This is a genomic window from Flavobacterium anhuiense, assembly GCF_001705175.1.
GTDB classification, from domain to species: domain Bacteria; phylum Bacteroidota; class Bacteroidia; order Flavobacteriales; family Flavobacteriaceae; genus Flavobacterium; species Flavobacterium anhuiense.
In genome coordinates, this window is sequence record NZ_CP016907.1 from 2,077,293 (window position 1) to 2,096,938 (window position 19,646).

Below are 19,646 nucleotides of genomic sequence, written 5' to 3' on the forward strand. Positions count from 1 at the left end.
AAAAGAAAAAATCCTTTCGAATCCTTTTATCCCGATAGATATCGGGAGTGGCAAAAAAAATAAAAAGTAACCCATGAAAAACTCACAATTAACCGCATTAGTTTCTGCTTTTGTTTTGGGATTTCTAGCTGTGCCAAAAGCCTCAGCTCAAATTCAGAATGCAGATGTACTGAATGCACCAATAGATATCAGTAAAGATTTTCAGAACTATCTGAATACTTTTTATTTCGCAGACGAATTGGCTTCTTTTGATCCTGCAACGGGAAAAGGAACCATCAAATATTTGAGATACAATTATAAAACACGTCAGGCTTTCAACAACATGATGATGAAACCGGATGTAGAAAAAGCGAACGAGTTTCCAACAACAGAATACGCAGAATCTCCTGTTTTGCCATTCGAAATTCAGTTTGTTTCAGACAGAACCCTTCGTATCAAAACCACTTCTGGACCTCAATTTCATCCGCAAAAAGAATCATTGATGTTGGTTGATGGAGCTGCGCCAAATCATCCCGAATTGTGGAAATATGCTAAAATCGAAGGCGGTCACAGTTATACCAGTAAACACGGAAAAGTTGAAATTTTGACAAAACCTTGGCACGTAAAAATTTACGATGAAAAAGGGAAATTGCTGACAAGTACACTTCATGATACTGATTTTAAAAACACCTATACACCAACACTTCCGTTTTCTTACGTTCGCAGAAACAGCGATTACTCAAGAAGTATGGGCGCTGCGTTCAGTTTAGAACCAGACGAAAAAATATTTGGTTGCGGTGAATCATTCACACAATTCAACAAACGCGGTTCAAAAGTAGTTTTATGGACAGATGACGCCAACGGAATCCAAAATGAAACGATGTACAAACCGATTCCGTTTTACATGAGCAGCCGCGGTTATGGCGTTTTCATGCACCATTCAACACCAATTACTGTTGATTTTGGAAAATACTTTTCAAGTGCCAACGAAATGTACATTGGAGATGACGAAGCCGATTTGTTTTTCTTCATTGGAGAACCAAAAGACATTTTAGATCAATACACAAATCTGACAGGAAAAGCAGCAATGCCACCACTTTGGTCTTTCGGTTTCTGGATGAGCCGAATCACGTATTTCTCAGAAAAAGAAGGACGTGATGTTGCCAGAGATTTACGTAAATACAAAATCCCAACCGATGTTATTCACTTTGATACAGGCTGGTTTGATGTAGATTGGAGAAACAACTACGAGTTTGCAAAATCTCGTTTCCCAGACGCTACAAAAATGATGTCTGATTTAAAAAAAGATGGTTTCCAAGTTTGTCTTTGGCAGTTGCCTTATTTCACGCCAAAGAATACTTTGTTTCCAGAAATTATGGATAAAAACTTGGCCGTAAGAGATAGAAAAGGAAATCTTCCTTATGAAGATGCTGTTTTAGACTTCTCGAATCCAGAAACTATTTCTTGGTACCAAGGGAAATTGAAAAAGTTGTTTGATGATGGAGTAGCGGTTTTCAAAGTAGATTTTGGGGAAGCAGCTCCGCCAGACGGAATTTACCATTCAGGAAGAACGGGTTTCTATGAACACAATTTATACCCGTTGAGATATAACAAAGCAGTTGCTGAAATTACTCAAAAAGAAAAAGGGTACACTTTGATCTGGGCGAGAAGTACTTGGGCAGGAAGTCAGCGTTATCCTTTGCATTGGGGAGGAGATTCTGAAACTACAAACGGAGCAATGTCGGCAGAATTACGTGGCGGACTTTCTTTAGGTCTTTCAGGATTTAGTTTCTGGAGTCATGATGTTGGAGGATTTGCAACTAAATCACCTGAAAACATTTACAGAAGATGGGCGCCATTCGGAATGTTCACTTCACACGTAAGAAGCCACGGAGAGCCGCCTCGTGAACCTTGGTTGTACAGCAAAGAATTCTTGGAAGGATTTAGAAAAGCAGATAATATGCGTTACGAATTAATGCCATATATCTACGCTCAAGCAAAAGAAAGTTCTCAAAAAGGTTTACCAATGATGCGTGCTCTTTTTGTAGAATATCCAAATGATCCAGGAGCTTGGTTAGTAGATAATGAATATTTATTTGGTTCAAGTATGTTGGTTGCACCGCTTTTTGAAGAAGTTGAAGAAAGAGATGTTTACCTTCCAGAAGGAACGTGGATTGATTATCAAACTAAAAAAGTGTACCAATCGGGCTGGCATAAAATAAAAGCGGGTGAAGTGCCAATTGTAGTTTTAGTAAAAGACGGAACTGCAATTCCACACATCGGTTTAGCACAATCTACAAAAGATATGGATTGGAGCAAACTAACATTAAAAGTATTTGCAAGCGACAAAACCACTTCGGCAACAGCCAAAGTATTTTTACCAGAAGGTGATGCTGTACAAGAAATAAAAGTGAACAAAAACGGAAACAATTTCGATGTAGCAGCAAATCCATTAAACGGAAAAACCACTTTTAAAACCGAGTGGGCAAAATAAAATAAATCTGCCACGAATTGCACGAATTTCCACGAATTGAATTTGTGTTAATTTGTGTAATTCGTGGCGAAAAAAAATATAGCCACAGATTGAGAGGTTATTTCTCTCGCAGATTTAGCAGATCAAGCAGATTTTTTTGATTTTTTCATCAGTATAGGAAATGCAGATTGAAACAATTAAAAAAATAGATCTGCACAATCTGCTAAATCTGCGAGAGAAAAGAAAAAAATTCCTTTAAATCAGTGGCAAAAAACATAATACCAAAAAACATGAAAAACTATCTTATTCTCCCAGCCGTACTCTTTTCAATGACAATCGGCTACAGTCAAAAAACGAAGAACGCTTACGAATTGGCATCGCCAAACGGAAAAAACAAAATCAAATTTGAGCTTGTAAAAAACGCCCCAAAATATGCCGTTTCTCACGGAAAAACAGAAGTGATTTCTCCGTCTGATATGGGATTTGTGTTGAAAGGAAATGAAGGCTTAAGTTCAAATTTCGAAATCAAAGGAGCCAAAACTTCGACTTTTGATGAAACTTGGGAACAAGTTTGGGGAGAAAAGAAAAACATCAGAAATCACTACAATCAATTGATAGTCGATTTACAGCAAAAAACAGGAAACAAAAGAAAATTACAAATTCAGTTTCGTGCTTTTGATGACGGAGTGGCTTTTAGATACGTTTATCCAAAACAAAATGTAAAAGACAGCATTTTCATCATGGATGAAAAAACGACTTTCAACTTAAAAGAAGACGGAAAAGCTTGGTGGATTCCAGCCAATAGAGAAAACCGTGACGAATATCTTTTCAAAGATGCTCCAGTAAGTACACTTGATACGGTTTTAACTCCATTAACAATCGAAAGCAAAAGCGGATTAGCTTTAAGTTTCCACGAAGCAAACTTGTATGATTTTGCAAGCATGACTTTGGTCAACACAAAGGGAACAGAATTAAAATCAGATTTAGTGCCTTGGGCAGATGGCGTAAAAGTTCGTGTGAAAGATTCGTTTACTTCTTCTTGGAGAACTATTCAAATTGGAGAAAATCCAGGGGAATTAATTACTTCTTATTTGGTTTTAAACTTAAACGAACCAAATAAATTAAAAAACACAAATAGCTATTTCAAGCCTTATAAATATTTAGGAATTTGGTGGGGAATGCACATTGGGAAATATACTTTCTGGGAAAGCGACAAACAAGGTGCGACAACCAAACATGCTGAAGAATATATTGATTTTACAGCAAAAGAAGGTTTTCACCATTTATTAATCGAAGGATGGAATAAAGGATGGACTCCGGGTTGGTATGAAAACCGTATGCACATGTTCAGCTTCACGAAAAGCGCAGACAATTTCGACTTAGAAAAAGTGGTTGAATACGGAAAGAAAAAGAATATCGAATTAATCGGTTATCACGAAACAGGTTCGAACTTAATTAACTACTTAAAAGAAGTTGACGAAGGTTTTGCCTTATACAAAAAGCTAGGTATTCATACCGTGAAAATTGGTCATGTTGGTTCTAAATTGAATATGAAACAAATGCATTTCGGACAATTTGGAGTGAACTATTTCAGATACATTTTAGAAAAAGCAGCGCAATACGATTTAGCGGTTTTATACCACGAATCAATTAAAGATACTGGAGAAAGAAGAACTTATCCGAACATGGTTTCGAGAGAAGCAGCGCGCGGACAAGAGTATAACGCTTGGAGTGAAGGAAATCCGCCAAATCATTTAAGTATTATTCCATTTACAAGATTGCTTTCTGGACCAATGGATTTCACTCCTGGAATTTTCGATGTTGAGGTAAAACAAGGCTATCCAGGAAAAAGAATTCAGGGAACTGTGGGGCAGCAATTGGCATTGTACGTTACGATTTATTCTCCGATTCAAATGTTAGCTGATCTTCCTGAAAACTACGAAGGGAAACCAGCTTTGCAATTCCTAAAAGATGTTCCAACAGATTGGGAAGACACAAAAATTCTAGAAGGAAAAATTGGTGAATACATCACAACAGCAAGAAAAGACAGAAATAGCGCCGACTGGTATTTAGGAACTTTGACCAATGAAAAACCAAGAAATGTAGAAGTTTCATTATCATTCTTAGATCCAAATGCAACATACGAAGCACAAATTTATGTGGATGCCGAAGGAACAGATCAGACTCATAATCCAGAAGCAGTGGCAATTTCGAAGAAAACCGTAAAAGCTTCAGATAAGTTACAATTGAAATTAGGCGGTGCAGGTGGTGGAGCTGTTAGATTCAAAAAAATATAATTATTGGTTTTAATATCCTAACAGGTTTCCAAAACCTGTTAGGTATTTAATTTAAAGTGAGATTATAATTAGTTTTGAGATATTAGGATTGCAAAAGATACCTAACAGGTTTTTGGAGACCTGTTAGGATAATAAAAAGAAAACCATTTTCAGATGAAAAAACTTTTAATAATAATAGCCGTTTTAATTTCTTCAATTGATTCGTTCGCACAAAATGAAAGCCGAACCATAAAAGTAGATTTCAATAAAACTGCCGGAAAATTAAACACAATGTTCAAAGAATGCATTGGCGCAGGAAGGGCAAATGAAGGACTTCGTGCCGATTGGCAGCAGCAACTGGCATTGGTTAAAAAAGAATGCGATTTTAAGTACATCCGCTTTCATGGTTTATTGTCTGATGATATGGCCGTTTATCGTGAAGACGAAAAAGGAAATCCAGAATACAATTACCAATATGTTGACGTTTTATTTGATTATATTGTAAGTCTCAAAATGAAACCATTTGTAGAATTAGGTTTTATGCCGAATGCATTGGCAAGCGGAAAAGAAACTATTTTTTGGTGGAAGGGAAATGTAACGCCTCCAAAAGATTATAAAAAATGGGAAGATTTAATTAGAAATTTAACGCAGCATTTTAAAGATCGTTACGGAGATGAAGAAGTAAAAACTTGGTATTTTGAAGTATGGAATGAGCCGAATTTATCACCAGGTTTTTGGACAGGAACACAAACAGAATATTTCAAATTATATGATTACGCTGCTCGAGGTGTAAAAGCAGTAAATCCAGCGTATAAAGTGGGCGGTCCAGCAACAGCAGGTGCAGCTTGGGTTCCCGAAACCATTGATTTTTGTGCCAAGAATAATCTTCCGATTGATTTTATTTCAACACATGCATACGGAGTGAAGCACGGCTATTTGGATGAATTCGGAACTTCTGGAACCATATTAAGTAAAGATGAATTTAGCGTAAGCGGAGAAATTATAAATTCACGAAAACAAATTACAGAATCGGCTAAACCAAATTTAGAATTGCATTATACAGAATGGAGTTCATCGTATACGCCAGCAGATCCAATTCATGACAGTTATCATTCGGCTGCTTATATTCTGCAAAAAATAAAACAAGTTGGAAATGCTGCAAACTCCATGTCCTATTGGGTTTTTACCGATATCTTTGAAGAAGCGGGGCCAAGATTTACGCCTTTTCACGGCGGTTTCGGATTATTGAATACGCAAGGAATTAAAAAGCCGGCCTATTTTTCTTATTATTTAATGAATAAATTGGGAGAAACAGAACTTCAGAATTCAGATAAAGCTTCTTGGGTTTCTAAAAATACAAAAGGTGATGTGCAAGTTTTGCTTTGGGATTTTACCAATACTCATCCTGGCGATAAAGAGCTGAATCAAACCTATTACATAAAAGACCTTCAATCAAAAGAAAAAGGAAAAGTCAAAGTTGAAGTGAACGGAATGCAGAAAGGAAAATATATCTTAGAAATTTACAAAGTGGGGTATAAGGTAAATGACGCTTACGCGGATTATCTAACGATGAATAAACCAAGTCAGTTAACACGTGAGCAAGTCAATTCGATAAAAAAGAAAAATAACGGGGTGCCAATTTCGACAGAAAAAATTACGATTGACGGAAAAGGAACTTTTAGCAAGGAATTTAAAATCAATGAAAATGATGTCGTTATGCTGAATTTAATTAAACAATAACAAATTTTAATTTAAACACATAGAAACATAGATTTTTATTCTCTTTAAAGATTACAGAAAAAGCTAGCTTTAATACCTAGTTCTATGTGTTAAAATATTTTCATACAATTAATGAAACAATAATTTAGATAAAACCACAAATAATATAATTATTAACTGGATTTGAAGGCTATGTGTGAGGAATCAAAATCTTTAAATTCAAAACACCTAACTATCTATGAAAAACAAAATGATGTTCCTTTCATCGGCTTTGGTTTTTGCATTTTTTACTTCTTGTAAAAATGATGCACAAACTTTAGCTTCAAATTCGGCGCAGACCGAAGAATACGTTGGAAAAGAAATAAGCACAGATCATGATGCAGAAATCGACAAACTGATTTCGCAGATGACATTAGAAGAAAAAGTGGGAATGCTTCACGGAAACAGCATGTTCGCCAATGCAGGCGTAAAACGTTTAGGAATTCCAGAATTAAAAATGGCCGATGGTCCGTTGGGAGTTCGCGAAGAAATCTCACGCGACAATTGGGCTCCAGCAGGATGGACAAATGACTTTGCAACATATTATCCAGCAGGTGGCGCTTTGGCTGCAACATGGAACGCAGAAATGGCACATACTTTTGGAACCAGTTTAGGAGAAGAGTTACGTGCAAGAGATAAAGACATGCTGCTTTCTCCAGCGATTAATATGGTGAGAACACCGCTTGGAGGAAGAACATACGAATACATGTCTGAAGACCCATTTTTGAATAAAAAAATCGCAGTGCCTTTGATTGTTGGTTTACAAGAAAAAGATGTAATGGCTTGCGTAAAACATTACGCAGCAAACAATCAGGAAACAAATCGTGATTTTGTTGATGTACAAATTGACGAGCGTACACTTCGCGAAATTTATCTTCCAGCTTTTGAAGCTTCGGTAAAAGAAGCAAAGGCCTATAGCATTATGGGCGCTTACAATAAATTTAGAGGTGAATATTTATGTGAAAACGATTATATGCTGAATAAAATCCTTCGTGACGAATGGGGATTTAAAGGTGTTGTAGTTTCAGATTGGGCTGCGGTACATTCTACAGCAAAAAGTTTGAAAAATGGTTTAGATATTGAAATGGGAACGCCAAAACCTTTCAATGAATTTTTCTTAGCCGATAAATTAATTGCAGCCGTAAAATCTGGAGAAGTTTCAGAGAAAGAAATTGATCTGCATGTAAAACGTATTTTAAGAGTCTTATTCCAAGTGAAAGCAATGGGCGGAGGCGAGCGTGCAAAAGGAAGCATCGCAACCGAAGCACATTACCAAGACGCTTACAAAATTGCTGCTGAAGCAATTGTATTGTTGAAAAACGAAAACAACGCTTTACCATTACAACTAGACGGAGTAAAATCTATTGCCGTTATTGGAAATAATGCTACAAAGAAAAACGCTCTTGGCGGATTTGGAGCAGGAGTTAAAACGAAAAGAGAAGTTACGCCTTTAGAAGGTCTTAAAAACAGATTGCCTTCTTCAGTTAAAATCAATTATGCGGAAGGATATTTAGAACGTTACGATAAAAAAAACAGAGGAAATTTAGGGAATATTACGGCTAATGGGCCAGTTACAATCGATCAATTAGATCCTGCAAAAGTTCAGGAAGCTGTTGATGCGGCTAAAAACTCTGATGTTGCAATCATTTTTGCAGGTTCAAACCGCGATTACGAAACAGAAGCTTCAGATCGTAGAGATTTGCATTTACCTTTCGGACAAGAAGAATTAATCAAAAAAGTTTTGGCTGTAAATCCAAAAACTATTGTGGTAATGGTTGCGGGTGCTCCATTTGATATTAATGAAGTAAGCAAAAAATCTTCTGCTTTGGTTTGGAGCTGGTTTAATGGTTCTGAGGGAGGAAATGCTTTGGCAGATGTGATCTTAGGAAAAGTAAATCCGTCAGGAAAACTGCCTTGGACAATGCCAGTTGCTTTAAAAGATTCTCCTGCGCATGCCACCAACAGTTTTCCCGGAGACAAAGCGGTTAATTATGCTGAAGGACTTTTGATTGGATACCGTTGGTTTGATACTAAAAATGTAGCGCCACTTTATCCTTTCGGTTACGGATTGTCCTACACCACTTTTGCGCTTGATAATGCAAAAACAGACAAAACTTCTTATGCTCAAAACGATGTAATAGAAGTAACAGTCGACGTTAAAAACACAGGAAAAGTAGACGGAAAAGAGGTCGTTCAATTATACACATCAAAATTGGATTCTAAAATTACTCGTGCTGCACAAGAATTAAAAGGTTTCAAAAAAGCAGAGGTAAAAGCTGGAAGTTCAGCAAAAGTAACCATCAAAGTACCGGTAAAAGAATTGGCTTATTATGATGTTGCGTCTAAAAAATGGACAGTTGAACCAGGAAAATATACTATCAAATTGGGAACTTCTTCAAGAGATATTAAAAAAGAAATCCAAGTAACAGTTAAATAAAACTGTCATTGTTATAACTAAACCATCAACGCCAGCCAGTAAAAAGCTGGCGTTGGTTTTAAAAACTTATCAGTTAACTTAAACTTATAGGATTCAAAAATATTTAAATTTAAAAAATGAAAAAGACCGTAATATTTATTTTCTTGTTAATTAGTGTTTTAGCAAATGCTAATATCAGAATGCCTTTAATATTCTCTGACGGAATGGTGCTTCAAAGAGACAAGCAAATTCCGATTTGGGGCTTTGCAGATGCAAATGAAAGCGTAGAAATTCATTTCAACAAACAAGTTAAGAAAACAACAGCCGATAAAAACGGAAAATGGACAGTAAATTTAAGCGCTGAAAAAGCCGGCGGACCTTTCGAATTGACCATTATCGGGAAAAATAAAATCACAATCAAAAATGTTTTGGTTGGAGAAGTTTGGATTTGCAGCGGGCAATCGAATATGGAATTTCAGGTTTTCAAAAGCATGAATGGCGAAAAAGAAATTGCAGATGCTAATTATCCAATGATCCGTCATTTTGGTGTGGCACAGGATTTAAGCGGCACTCCGAAAGACGATTTAAAACAAGGAAAATGGGAAGAAGCCAACAAAAAAAATGTAGGCAACTTTACAGCAGTTGGATATTATTTCGCGAGAAAATTATATGCTGAATTAAAAATCCCAATTGGAATTATTAATACTTCTTGGGGTGGAACTAATGTTGAAACTTGGACAAGTCGTGAGGCTTTTGAAAAAAGTCCTGATTTTAAAGCCATGATTGCCGATGTTCCGACTCTAAATGTAGACTCTATTTCAAAATTATATGCCAGAAAGATGAAAGAAAGAGTTGAAAAAATTCAAGGAAATCCTGTTAGCTCTGATAACGAAGATTCATTTAAAGAACTTTCTTTTAATGATAATTCTTGGGGCGAACTCAATACGCCAAGTTTATGGGAAAATCAGCCTTTAGGAGATTTGGATGGCGTAGTTTGGATGCGAAAAACAATTACACTCACAGCCGATGATCTTAAAAACAACGCCGTTTTAAGTTTAGCTAAAATTGACGATGAGGATATTACGTATGTAAACGGAATCGAAATTGGCCGAAACACGCAATACGATTTAAAAAGAGTGTATTCTGTTCCTGGAAATGTTTTAAAAGAAGGAAAAAATGTAATTGCTGTCCGAATTGTTGACAACAGCGGAGGTGGAGGAATTTATGGTGAAGCACAAGATCTAAAACTTAATATTGGCAGTAAAAGTATTCCGCTTGACGGAAAATGGAAATTCAGAGTTATTGTTGTAAAAACAGCTTTATCACCAAACAGTTATCCGTCATTATTATACAATGCCATGGTAAATCCGCTAGTTCCTTACGGGATTCAAGGCGTTTTATGGTATCAGGGAGAAGCCAATGTTTGGAGAGCAGCAGAATACAAAAAATCATTTCCGTTAATGATCACTGATTGGAGAACAAAATTCAAACAAGGAAACTTCCCGTTTTATTTCGTTCAATTATCCACTTTTGACGAATTTGGGGGCAATAGTGAGAAAGGTAGCCGATGGGCAGAACTTCGCGAAGCACAGTCTGAAACACTAAAAGTGCCGAACACAGGAATGGCCGTAACCACAGATATTGGAAACGCCAAAGACATTCACCCAACTAACAAACAAGATATTGGATTACGTTTGGCAGCTATTGCCATGAATAATATTTACGGCAAAAAACAAGTTCATAGCGGACCAACTTATAAATCTCAAGAAATAAAAGGAAACCAAATCGTATTGACTTTTGATAATATCGGCAGCGGATTATCAACACCAAACAATGTAGAGTTAAAAGGTTTCGAAATTGCAGGTGCTGATAAAGTTTTTCATTCCGCGAAAGCGATAATTAAGGACAACAAAGTAATTGTCTCGAGCGATCAGGTGCAAAATCCTGTAGCAGTGCATTATGGTTGGGCAGATGATGATACGGCGATCAATCTTTTCAATAAAGAAAAATTTCCGGCTTCGCCTTTCAGAACCGATAATTGGGAGATGCTAACTGCGAATGAGAAATATAAAGTGAGTAAATAAGTCCTAAGTACTTCATAATTAGTAATCAGTTCTTATTAAGAAGTATACAGGCGAATAATAAAAATTTGCAAAATAAAGCTCCAGTGGAACGAAGTGAATTTCGCACCGCTGGAGCTCTTTTGCATTGACAGGATTTAATTTCTAAACGTTATAATTATTTTTTTGCCTGCTCTTTTTCTTCTGGTTTCTTAGAATGCTCTTTTTTAAACGTTTCGTACCATTTTTCAATCGACGGATAAACAAAAGCTGCAACTTTTTTTACTGGATTATAAAAAATAGAATTGTCTAAAGTTTCTTTTTTAGCGAATGTATTATTGAAGTTTATTTTCTCAAACAAAGCAATAAAAATACTCAGAATTAGAATGGTTTTTAAAACCCTAAAAAATCCGCCTCCCAGTTTATTCATCCAGCCTAACATGGCAAAATCGGCAATTCCGGTTAGAATTTTTGCTAAAAAGTAAACTCCAATTACAACCAAAATAAAGGTCAGGATAAAAGCCGTAATTTGAATATTAGTCGGATTCCAAGAAACGTGCTTTGAAATCATTCCTGTCATTAATGAAGAAAATTTAATGGCAAGATAAATTCCTAATAACAGGGAAATAAAAGAAGCAACTTCTACAAAAAGTCCATTTTTAATGCCTTTATACAAACTGTATCCTAAAAGCGCGGCTACAATAATATCAAAAAAACTCATGTTTGGGTTTGGTGTTTAATGAGGCGCAAAGATATATCTTTTTTAGGTCCAAAGGCTCATAGTGGCAAAAGGTTCAAAGGTTTTTATAGCAGTTGTAATTTTATGTGTTTAAAATTTTTAGGCACATTGAGTTTGAACTCTGTATCTTTGCAAATCAAAATTTAGAGTTCAGATTACGATTCTGCCCCCTCAGAATAGATTTTAATCAGTAATCCAACATCTAAAATCAACAATCTAAAATCACACAATGTCTAGAGATATACAGTTAAAAGAGCGATGGGAAAAGCTCGTTGATATACTTTCCAATCAATTTTCACAAGGTGAAGATCTTGATTTGGATGCTATAATTTACCTAATTGGAGTTCAGGAACTCGGAAAGGTGCATCGTCAATTTAAGAAAGACGAAAAATTAAACCTAATGCATATTGCCATTTGCCGATTATTGGAACCTTATGGTTATTACGAATTTGATTTTTTTGATAATGAAGGCTGGCCACACTACAAAATAAAAGAACAATTACCGCCGTTAAAAGCAGGTGAACAATCGGTTTTAATGAAAGAAGCGATTGTAAATTATTTTTTGGAAAGAAAACTTATTGAGTAGTTTTTTTGGTTTACAGTCGCAGTTTACAGTGTTTGAGACTGTAAACTGTCACTGAAAACTGAGACTAAAATTAAAAAAAATGTGCAGATACGCAATGACATCTTATAAACCTCATTATGCTTGTTTTAATTGTCGGAAGACATTTAAAAGAAGATTGATGGTGGATATAAAAAAAGGAGAAGCATCGGTTTTTGAAGCCAAATGTCCGCAATGTGGAGAATTAATGGCGAACATGGGACTGGATTTTGAATCGCCTAGAAAAGATGATGTCAAAAAGTGGGAACATATTAAAAGTTTATTTTCCGTTGGCATTACCTTTCATTCTTGCGGCTGCAGCGGCCCAGGCTATATTCCGAATTCAAAAGAAAAATTAGTCGAGTATTTTGAAGACATAAAAAAGACCTATTTTAAAAATATGGATTTTTGGCGCACCAGAATTGAACCTGCTACAAAACAGGAAAAAGAAAGGGATTCGAATAAAAACTGGCATGAATTAAATCGCATTTCTTCGAATTTTAGAAAGGAAACAGTAACCAATCAGGAAGGTCTAGATTATTGGCATCTAAAGATTAAACAAGTTGAAGAAAAGTTAAATCTGATAAAATAATTTACGGAAAACCTAAAACTGCGACTGTGACCGCACATTTTCAACTAAAAACACTAAATTTGTACTCTCAATTATCGAAGGAAAATGATAGATAAGATAAAACAGCACATAGAGGAAGCTAAAGCCTTTAATGAGAAAAATAAAGAATCGTTAGAACAATTCCGTATTAAATATTTAGGTACTAAAGGTTTAGTAAGAGAACTTTTTAATGAGTTTAGAAATATCCCAAACGACCAGAAAAAAGATTTTGGAGTTGTAATGAATACCTTGAAAGCTGTTGCTGAAGAAAAAGTAAAAGTTATTCAGGAAGAGCTTGAAAGCAAAGAAGAATCAAAAGGAATTTTTGGCGATTTAACACGTGCTGCAGAACCAGTAATTATTGGTTCGCGCCACCCAATTTCTATCGTTAAAAATCAGATTATAGATATTTTTGCTAATATTGGATTCAACGTTTCTGAAGGACCAGAAATTGAAGACGATTGGCATAATTTTACAGCATTGAACTTGCCAGAATATCATCCGGCGCGTGATATGCAGGATACGTTTTTCATTCAGACTAATCCTGATGTGTTGTTACGTACGCATACATCATCGGTTCAGGTGCGTTATATGGAAAATCATAAACCGCCAATTCGTACCATTTCTCCGGGACGTGTTTTCCGTAACGAAGCAATTTCATCACGTTCGCACTGTATTTTCCATCAAGTGGAAGGATTATACATTGACAAAGATGTTTCTTTCGCCGATTTAAAACAGACTTTGCTATATTTTACTAAAGAAATGTTCGGAAAATCTAAGATTCGTCTTCGTCCGTCATATTTCCCATTTACAGAGCCAAGTGCCGAAATTGATATTTATTGGGGACTAAAAACAGAAACCGATTACCGTATCACAAAAGGAACAGGCTGGTTAGAAATTGGAGGTTGCGGAATGGTTGATCCAAACGTTTTGAAAAACTGTGATATCAATCCAGATGAATACAACGGATTTGCTTTCGGAATGGGAGTAGAGCGTATTGCAATGCTTTTATACCAAATTGGAGATATCCGTATGTTCTACGAAAATGATGTTCGTTTCTTAGAGCAATTTAAAGCTAATATTTAGGAGCTGTTTCCTGCTGTCCGCTGTATCTTTTGTTTTTTAAAGAAAAAAACAAAAGGATGCCGCTTCCATCAGGGCTAGGGCTTTACGTTATAAATTACCTTTACAATAAACAAACCTTTGTTGAAGCTTTAGGCTTTGACAAAGGTTTTTAAAATTTAATAGATGAAAAAAGATATAATAATTCCAGAAGTAGAAAACGTGTTTCTTGCCGCAGTGCAGGAATGGAGTGACGATTTTATGGAAAAAGTGTGGTACGCTTATTTAGTTAACGACAGTGATTTTAACTTAGACAGCGTAATGGTAGTTTCAAAAGCATTTGGAACTATTGATGGCGAAATGAAAAAAACTTCGATCTTGCGTCATGCATTTGTTGAGGTTCCTTCGGTTTCTGTGGTAAAGATAGAACTGGTAGAAAAGAGCCTTTTAGCGCTAAATAATGAGTTTATGGTAACTTTCTTCATCGGAAATACTTTGTACGATAAGAAGTTTATTTTTAAAGCCAATTCGCTTGACGAAAACAATACGGAAGAAGTGCCGATTTTGTTTGTTGAAGGGGTGATGGTGAAGTAGAGTTTTAAAGAAGCAAGAAGCAAGAGAAAAGACTATATTAAGACTTAAATAGAATAAAGAAGAAAGAGCCAAGACTGAAATTCAGTTTGGCTCTTTTTTTATCTCAAGCAAAAGTCTTTACTCTTGCTTCTTTCTTCTTTTCACTCGTCTCTTTTCACTAAAAATCTAATCCAAAGACTCCGTCAATTTCTTGAAAACCGTTTTGGCATCTTTCCCTTCATATAAAACGGCGTAAACAGCGTCGATAATTGGTGTTTTAGCACCATAACCCTGATTTAGTTTGTAAGCACTTTTTGTTGCGTAATACCCTTCGGCAACCATACTCATTTCCATCATGGCACTTTTTACGGTGTAGCCTTTTCCGATCATATTTCCGAACATTCTATTTCTAGAGAAAACCGAATATCCTGTAACCAACAAATCGCCCAAATAAGCCGAATCGTTAATGTTACGCTTCATTTTATGCACTTTTCTAATGAATTTCTTCATTTCACGAATTGCATTACTCATTAAAACCGACTGGAAGTTATCGCCATAACCTAAACCATGTGCAATTCCAGCAGCAATAGAATAAATATTTTTTAGCATTGCAGCATATTCAGTTCCGATAATATCGTCTGAAATTTTGGCTTTGATGTAATTTCCAGAAAGTGATTTTGCCACAATACAAGCTTTTTCTGGATCACCACACGCAATTGTTAAATAAGAAAGTCTTTCTAGGGCAACTTCTTCGGCGTGGCAAGGTCCTGTAATAACTCCAATGTTGTAGTATGGAATGTCGTATTGAATGTGGAAATGCTCGCCGACAATTAAACTCGTTTCTGGAACGATACCTTTAATAGCAGAAAAAATGATTTTATCTGCTAAAGAAACCGTCATATTTTTTAACTCGGCATCTAAGAAAGCTGATGGAATGGCAAAAATGATGTAATCTGCATATTCTATCGCTTCGTTTATATTGCTTGTCAGTTTAAGTTTGTTGGTGTCAAATTCAACAGAACTTAAATAGTTAGGATTGTGTTTATATTTCTGAAGATGTTCAATTGCAGACTCATTACGCATATACCACGCAATTTCTGAAAGATTCACACATAACATTTTGGCAATTGCCGTTGCCCAGCTTCCTCCTCCAATTACTGCAAATTTTAACTTTTCGCTCATTATTTTATTAATTTGAAACAAAAGTACTTAATAATGTGCTAATAAAGCAAAATCTGCTTTAAGAAATTTTGAAAGAGCTCTTTAATTGCAATGGCTTTCAAGAAGTTTTATCACGAAATATTTTTTTTAATAGTCAAACAATAAAACCATTCAGGCAAGCGTTATAACATTTTATAAATTAGAATTTTAATGAATTTAAAAAAAATTGAGTTAGTTAGTTTTGTTTTAGTATTTTAAAAAGGCGTTCCTAAACTTGTTAAGAACGCCTTTTTTATTTTTAGTTTTCAGCCGCAGTGCCAGTTTTCAGTTATATGCAAAACGTAAACTGACACTGAATACTGCGACTAATAAGAAAGTTCTACAATAGATCTTACTTTATCTAAAGTTACTAATTGTTTTTCTCCTAAACCTTTCCAGCCTCTTTCGTCAAAACGTTTCACGATAAAATCTGCTGTATTAGAATAGTCTTCCGTGTATTGAGAAAGTTTAGTGTCCATTCCCATTGTATGGAAAAACTCAACCGTTTTGTTGATGGCTTCTTTTGCTACTTCCTCATCAGAACCTGTTAGATTAAAAATCCTTCTTCCGTATTGCGCCAGTTTTGCTTTTTTAGTTTCGAACATAACTTTATATAAATTCGGACCAATAACCGCTAAAGTTCTGGCGTGATCAATTTCGTAAAGCGCTGTCAATTCGTGGCCAATCATGTGCGTTGCCCAGTCGCTTGGAACACCTTTTTGGATTAATCCATTTAAAGCCATGGTACAGCTCCACATAAAATTGGAAGCCAAAGTATAATCGGTTGGGTTTTGTACAACGCCAGGACCAACTTCAATTAACGTTTGTAAAATTCCTTCGGCAATTCTATCCTGAAGAAATGCATCTGTCGGATACGTTAAATATTGCTCCATAACGTGCGTGTAGGCATCTACGACACCATTTTCGATTTGTCTTTTTGGTAAAGAAGAAATTACAGTCGGGTCACAAATAGAGAATTTAGGAAATAAAGCACTTCCGCCAGAAGATAATTTTTCCTGAGTCGCTTCAATCGTTACCACATAACCTGAATTCATTTCGCTTCCTGTTGCTGGTAACGTCAAAACAGTTCCAAACGGCATTGCATTTTCTTTGATTAAAATTCTTTTTTGAAGAATATCAATCGGATTTCCTTCAAAATGAACTGCGCCTGAAATAAATTTCACACCATCGATCACAGATCCGCCGCCAACAGCCAAAATGAAATCGATTTTCTTTGCTTTTATAACATCAACCGCTTTCATTAGAGTTTCAAATCTCGGATTTGGTTCGATTCCGCCAAATTCTACGATTTCAAAACCTTTCAAATTATGGATTACTTGGTCGTAAATTCCGTTTTTAAAAATACTTCCACCTCCATAAGCCAAAAGGATTTTAGCATCTTTTGGCACTAAAGTACAAAGTTTTTCAATTTGCCCTTTTCCGAAAACTAAATTTGTCGGATTGTATAATTCAAAGTTTAGCATTTTTTTAGAGTTTCTAAGATGCTAAGCTACTAAGAACCTAAGTTTTGGACTTATTTAGTAGATTTAGCTCGTTGTTTATTTAATTTTTTATTATTGATGAGTAAGGAATTGATTTTTAAGTTGCTAAGAAAAAAACTCAGGATCTTAGCAACTTAAAATCTTAGTATTTTTATTTTAACTCTTGTAATAATTTTGCCGCTACCAATTTAGACGATGCAGGATTTTGGCCTGTAATCAGAAGTCCGTCGGCAACTGCATAAGGCTGCCAGTTTTCTCCTTTAGAAAAGATCGCTCCATTTGATGATAATGCATCTTCTAGTAAAAACGGAACTACTTTTGTTAAACCAACTGCTTCTTCTTCAGAATTGGTAAATCCAGTAACTTTTTTGCCTTTTACTAAATATTCGCCGTTTACTTTTACGTTTTTCAAAACGGCTGGAGCATGACAAACAAATGCAACAGGTTTTTTGTGTGTATAGAAAGATTCGATTAAAGCGATAGAACTTTTATCTTCAACTAAATCCCAAAGCGGACCATGGCCTCCTGGATAAAATACAGCGTCGTAATCTTTTTGGTTAACGGTTGAAAGTTTTAAAGTGTTTTTTAGTTTTTCCTGTAAAACCTTATCGGCATCAAAACGTTTAGTGTCTTCAGTTGCCGAAGCTGGATCGGCACTTTTTGGATCAATCGGCGGCTGGCCTCCAAGCGGAGAAGCAATTGTGATTTCTACTCCTTGATCTAATAATTCGTAATACGGTGCAGCAAATTCTTCTGACCAGAATCCTGTTTTTTCTCCTGTATTGCCCAGTTTATCATTGCTGGTTACAACAAATAATACTTTTTTCATACTCTTTTTGTTTGATTTTTGAGCTTCAGCTGAAATGCTTACAGCTGTGAATGCAGTTATTGCGAATAGTGCTATTTTTTTCATAAATATTAAATTTTGAACAAATTTACGGCGAATGTGATATCAGTAAAAATAAAATAAACTATGTTTGTTATAAACAAATTTATATCATGGTAAATCTTGAATGGTACAGAACTTTTAAGGCAGTTTACAAAAACGGTAATTTTTCAGTGGCTGCGAAGGAATTATTTATGAGTCAGCCTGCGGTTAGTCAGCAGATCTCTATGTTAGAGGCGCATGTTGGCAATAAATTATTTAACCGAAAATCAAAAGGCGTAGAACCAACCGAATACGCTAAGTTACTGAATAATTTGATTATAGACGCTCTAGACAGGCTCGAAAGTGTCGAAACAAGTTTTAGGGCTAAAGCAGAAGATGCTAATCGATTAATTTCTGTCGGAATCTCAAAACATCTTTTTGACTGTGTTGGCAATCTCTTAATTTCAAAGTTTGATTTAATCGATTTTACTTTTGCAGAAAACGATGAGCTTTTTGCTTTAGTAGATGCTAAAAAACTTGACTTTGCCATTACAACCAAAAGATTTGACACTTTTGATACCACTTATGAAATCGTCGGAAAAATTAAACTGATTCTGGTTGCCCCAACAACTTTGGATATTACTGAATTCCGTCAGAGACTAAAAGGAGATAATTACACCGAAATAGAACAATGGCTGAATGCACAGAAATGGTACAGCCACGATGCGCGCATTCCGCATATAAAACTATTCTGGCTCCATGCTTTTAATAAAAAAAGACCGTCGATGGTTCCTAATTACATTATTCCTTCAGAATCTGAAATGTTGAGACTTTTAGCCAAAAATGAAGGAGTTGCTGCAACTTGGAATTGCAATGCAAGAAATTATATTAAGGAGAATAAGCTGCAGTTAGTTTGGAATAGTTTTCACGTGCCAGAAGAGTTTGTGTATTTGTTAGCGCCAAAGAATAATAATGTAAAGTCGTTTTTTGATATTATTGAGAAAGAATTGAAACTGTTTTTTGGTAATAGGTTATAGAATTAGTCTTAAGAAATAGATGGAAATTCAGACTTTTTAATGCTTTTTTTAGTCTGAAAAAGACTAACTTTGAGAAAAGTAAATTTCTAAAAGGACAAATTATGAGAAAGATTGTATCGTGTTTAATATTTGGCGTTGTATTTTTTATGTCCAATTCCTGCAGTAAAAGTGACGCAGATGATGTTATAGATTGTTTTGCCGAAGCAATTTATATCAAATTGCATAATTCTACAGATCCTTCTAATCCGAAATTAATGAATTATTCTGTTGAGTATAGTGGTACAGGAACTCTAAGTGGTGTAAAATGGAATTTTGGAGATGGAACTTCGGGTACAGGTGCAACAGTTACTCATACTTATGCCGCAGCTGGCGAATATACGGCTACAGCAGAGGTGACAATTAAAAAAGACGGTTCAGAATGTACATCTAGTCCAAAACGAACTGTGACAATAAACTAGAAATAATAAACGATCATATTTGAGAGCCAATTTT

Annotated in this window: 15 protein-coding genes; 11 read left to right on the forward strand and 4 right to left on the reverse strand. The window is 35.5% G+C overall.

What is annotated here, in order from left to right:
* The first annotated feature begins 73 nt into the window (after positions 1 to 73).
* The 5 genes from BB050_RS08815 (at position 74) to BB050_RS08835 (ending at position 10,986) form a co-directional block, all read left to right on the forward strand.
* A complete protein-coding gene (locus tag BB050_RS08815) occupies positions 74 to 2,473 on the forward strand; it encodes a glycoside hydrolase family 31 protein (protein ID WP_066033320.1) in 2,400 nt (799 codons plus the stop codon).
* 269 nt (positions 2,474 to 2,742) lie between these two features.
* A complete protein-coding gene (locus tag BB050_RS08820; protein ID WP_066033321.1) occupies positions 2,743 to 4,749 on the forward strand; it encodes a glycoside hydrolase family 97 protein in 2,007 nt (668 codons plus the stop codon).
* 153 nt (positions 4,750 to 4,902) lie between these two features.
* Entirely contained in the window at positions 4,903 to 6,468 is a 1,566-nt protein-coding gene (locus BB050_RS08825) for a GH39 family glycosyl hydrolase (protein ID WP_066033322.1), read from the forward strand.
* A gap of 217 nt (positions 6,469 to 6,685) precedes the next feature.
* Positions 6,686 to 8,923, forward strand: coding sequence for a glycoside hydrolase family 3 C-terminal domain-containing protein (locus BB050_RS08830; RefSeq protein ID WP_066033323.1), 2,238 nt, complete (start codon positions 6,686 to 6,688; stop codon positions 8,921 to 8,923).
* Positions 8,924 to 9,039: 116 nt separating this feature from the next.
* The gene (locus BB050_RS08835; protein WP_066033324.1) at positions 9,040 to 10,986 is read left to right on the forward strand and encodes a sialate O-acetylesterase; all 1,947 of its coding nucleotides are present in this window, start codon (positions 9,040 to 9,042) and stop codon (positions 10,984 to 10,986) included.
* Between the two features lie 154 nt (positions 10,987 to 11,140).
* Here the strand turns inward: BB050_RS08835 and BB050_RS08840 are convergent, their stop codons facing one another.
* Positions 11,141 to 11,683: a CvpA family protein gene (locus tag BB050_RS08840; protein ID WP_008465408.1), complete on the reverse strand. Its 543-nt coding sequence runs from the start codon at positions 11,681 to 11,683 to the stop codon at positions 11,141 to 11,143.
* Positions 11,684 to 11,930: 247 nt separating this feature from the next.
* Here BB050_RS08840 and BB050_RS08845 point away from each other — a divergent pair, with 247 nt between their 5' ends.
* The 4 genes from BB050_RS08845 (at position 11,931) to BB050_RS08860 (ending at position 14,568) form a co-directional block, all read left to right on the forward strand.
* Positions 11,931 to 12,287 carry a hypothetical protein gene (locus tag BB050_RS08845; protein ID WP_008465406.1) on the forward strand — a complete coding sequence of 119 codons (357 nt, stop codon included), beginning with the start codon at positions 11,931 to 11,933 and terminating at the stop codon, positions 12,285 to 12,287.
* 157 nt (positions 12,288 to 12,444) lie between these two features.
* Entirely contained in the window at positions 12,445 to 12,894 is a 450-nt protein-coding gene (locus BB050_RS08850) for a hypothetical protein (RefSeq protein WP_236940435.1), read from the forward strand.
* A gap of 84 nt (positions 12,895 to 12,978) precedes the next feature.
* Positions 12,979 to 13,998, forward strand: a complete 1,020-nt coding sequence (pheS, locus tag BB050_RS08855; protein ID WP_066033326.1) for a phenylalanine--tRNA ligase subunit alpha — start codon at positions 12,979 to 12,981, stop codon at positions 13,996 to 13,998.
* 162 nt (positions 13,999 to 14,160) lie between these two features.
* A complete protein-coding gene (locus BB050_RS08860) occupies positions 14,161 to 14,568 on the forward strand; it encodes a hypothetical protein (RefSeq protein WP_008465394.1) in 408 nt (135 codons plus the stop codon).
* Positions 14,569 to 14,733: 165 nt separating this feature from the next.
* Here the strand turns inward: BB050_RS08860 and BB050_RS08865 are convergent, their stop codons facing one another.
* From BB050_RS08865 to BB050_RS08875, 3 genes are all read right to left on the reverse strand, one after another.
* Entirely contained in the window at positions 14,734 to 15,729 is a 996-nt protein-coding gene (locus BB050_RS08865) for an NAD(P)H-dependent glycerol-3-phosphate dehydrogenase (RefSeq protein ID WP_066033327.1), read from the reverse strand.
* Between the two features lie 344 nt (positions 15,730 to 16,073).
* Positions 16,074 to 17,231 (reverse strand): iron-containing alcohol dehydrogenase, encoded by a 1,158-nt coding sequence (locus tag BB050_RS08870; RefSeq protein ID WP_066033328.1) that lies wholly within the window; start codon positions 17,229 to 17,231, stop codon positions 16,074 to 16,076.
* A gap of 169 nt (positions 17,232 to 17,400) precedes the next feature.
* The gene (locus BB050_RS08875; RefSeq protein ID WP_066033329.1) at positions 17,401 to 18,162 is read right to left on the reverse strand and encodes a type 1 glutamine amidotransferase domain-containing protein; all 762 of its coding nucleotides are present in this window, start codon (positions 18,160 to 18,162) and stop codon (positions 17,401 to 17,403) included.
* Between the two features lie 86 nt (positions 18,163 to 18,248).
* Here BB050_RS08875 and BB050_RS08880 point away from each other — a divergent pair, with 86 nt between their 5' ends.
* Both BB050_RS08880 and BB050_RS08885 read left to right on the forward strand, forming a co-directional pair.
* Entirely contained in the window at positions 18,249 to 19,154 is a 906-nt protein-coding gene (locus tag BB050_RS08880) for a LysR family transcriptional regulator (RefSeq protein WP_008465387.1), read from the forward strand.
* Between the two features lie 101 nt (positions 19,155 to 19,255).
* On the forward strand, positions 19,256 to 19,612 hold the full coding sequence (locus BB050_RS08885; protein WP_066033330.1) for a PKD domain-containing protein: 357 nt from the start codon (positions 19,256 to 19,258) through the stop codon (positions 19,610 to 19,612).
* Positions 19,613 to 19,646 lie beyond the last annotated feature (34 nt).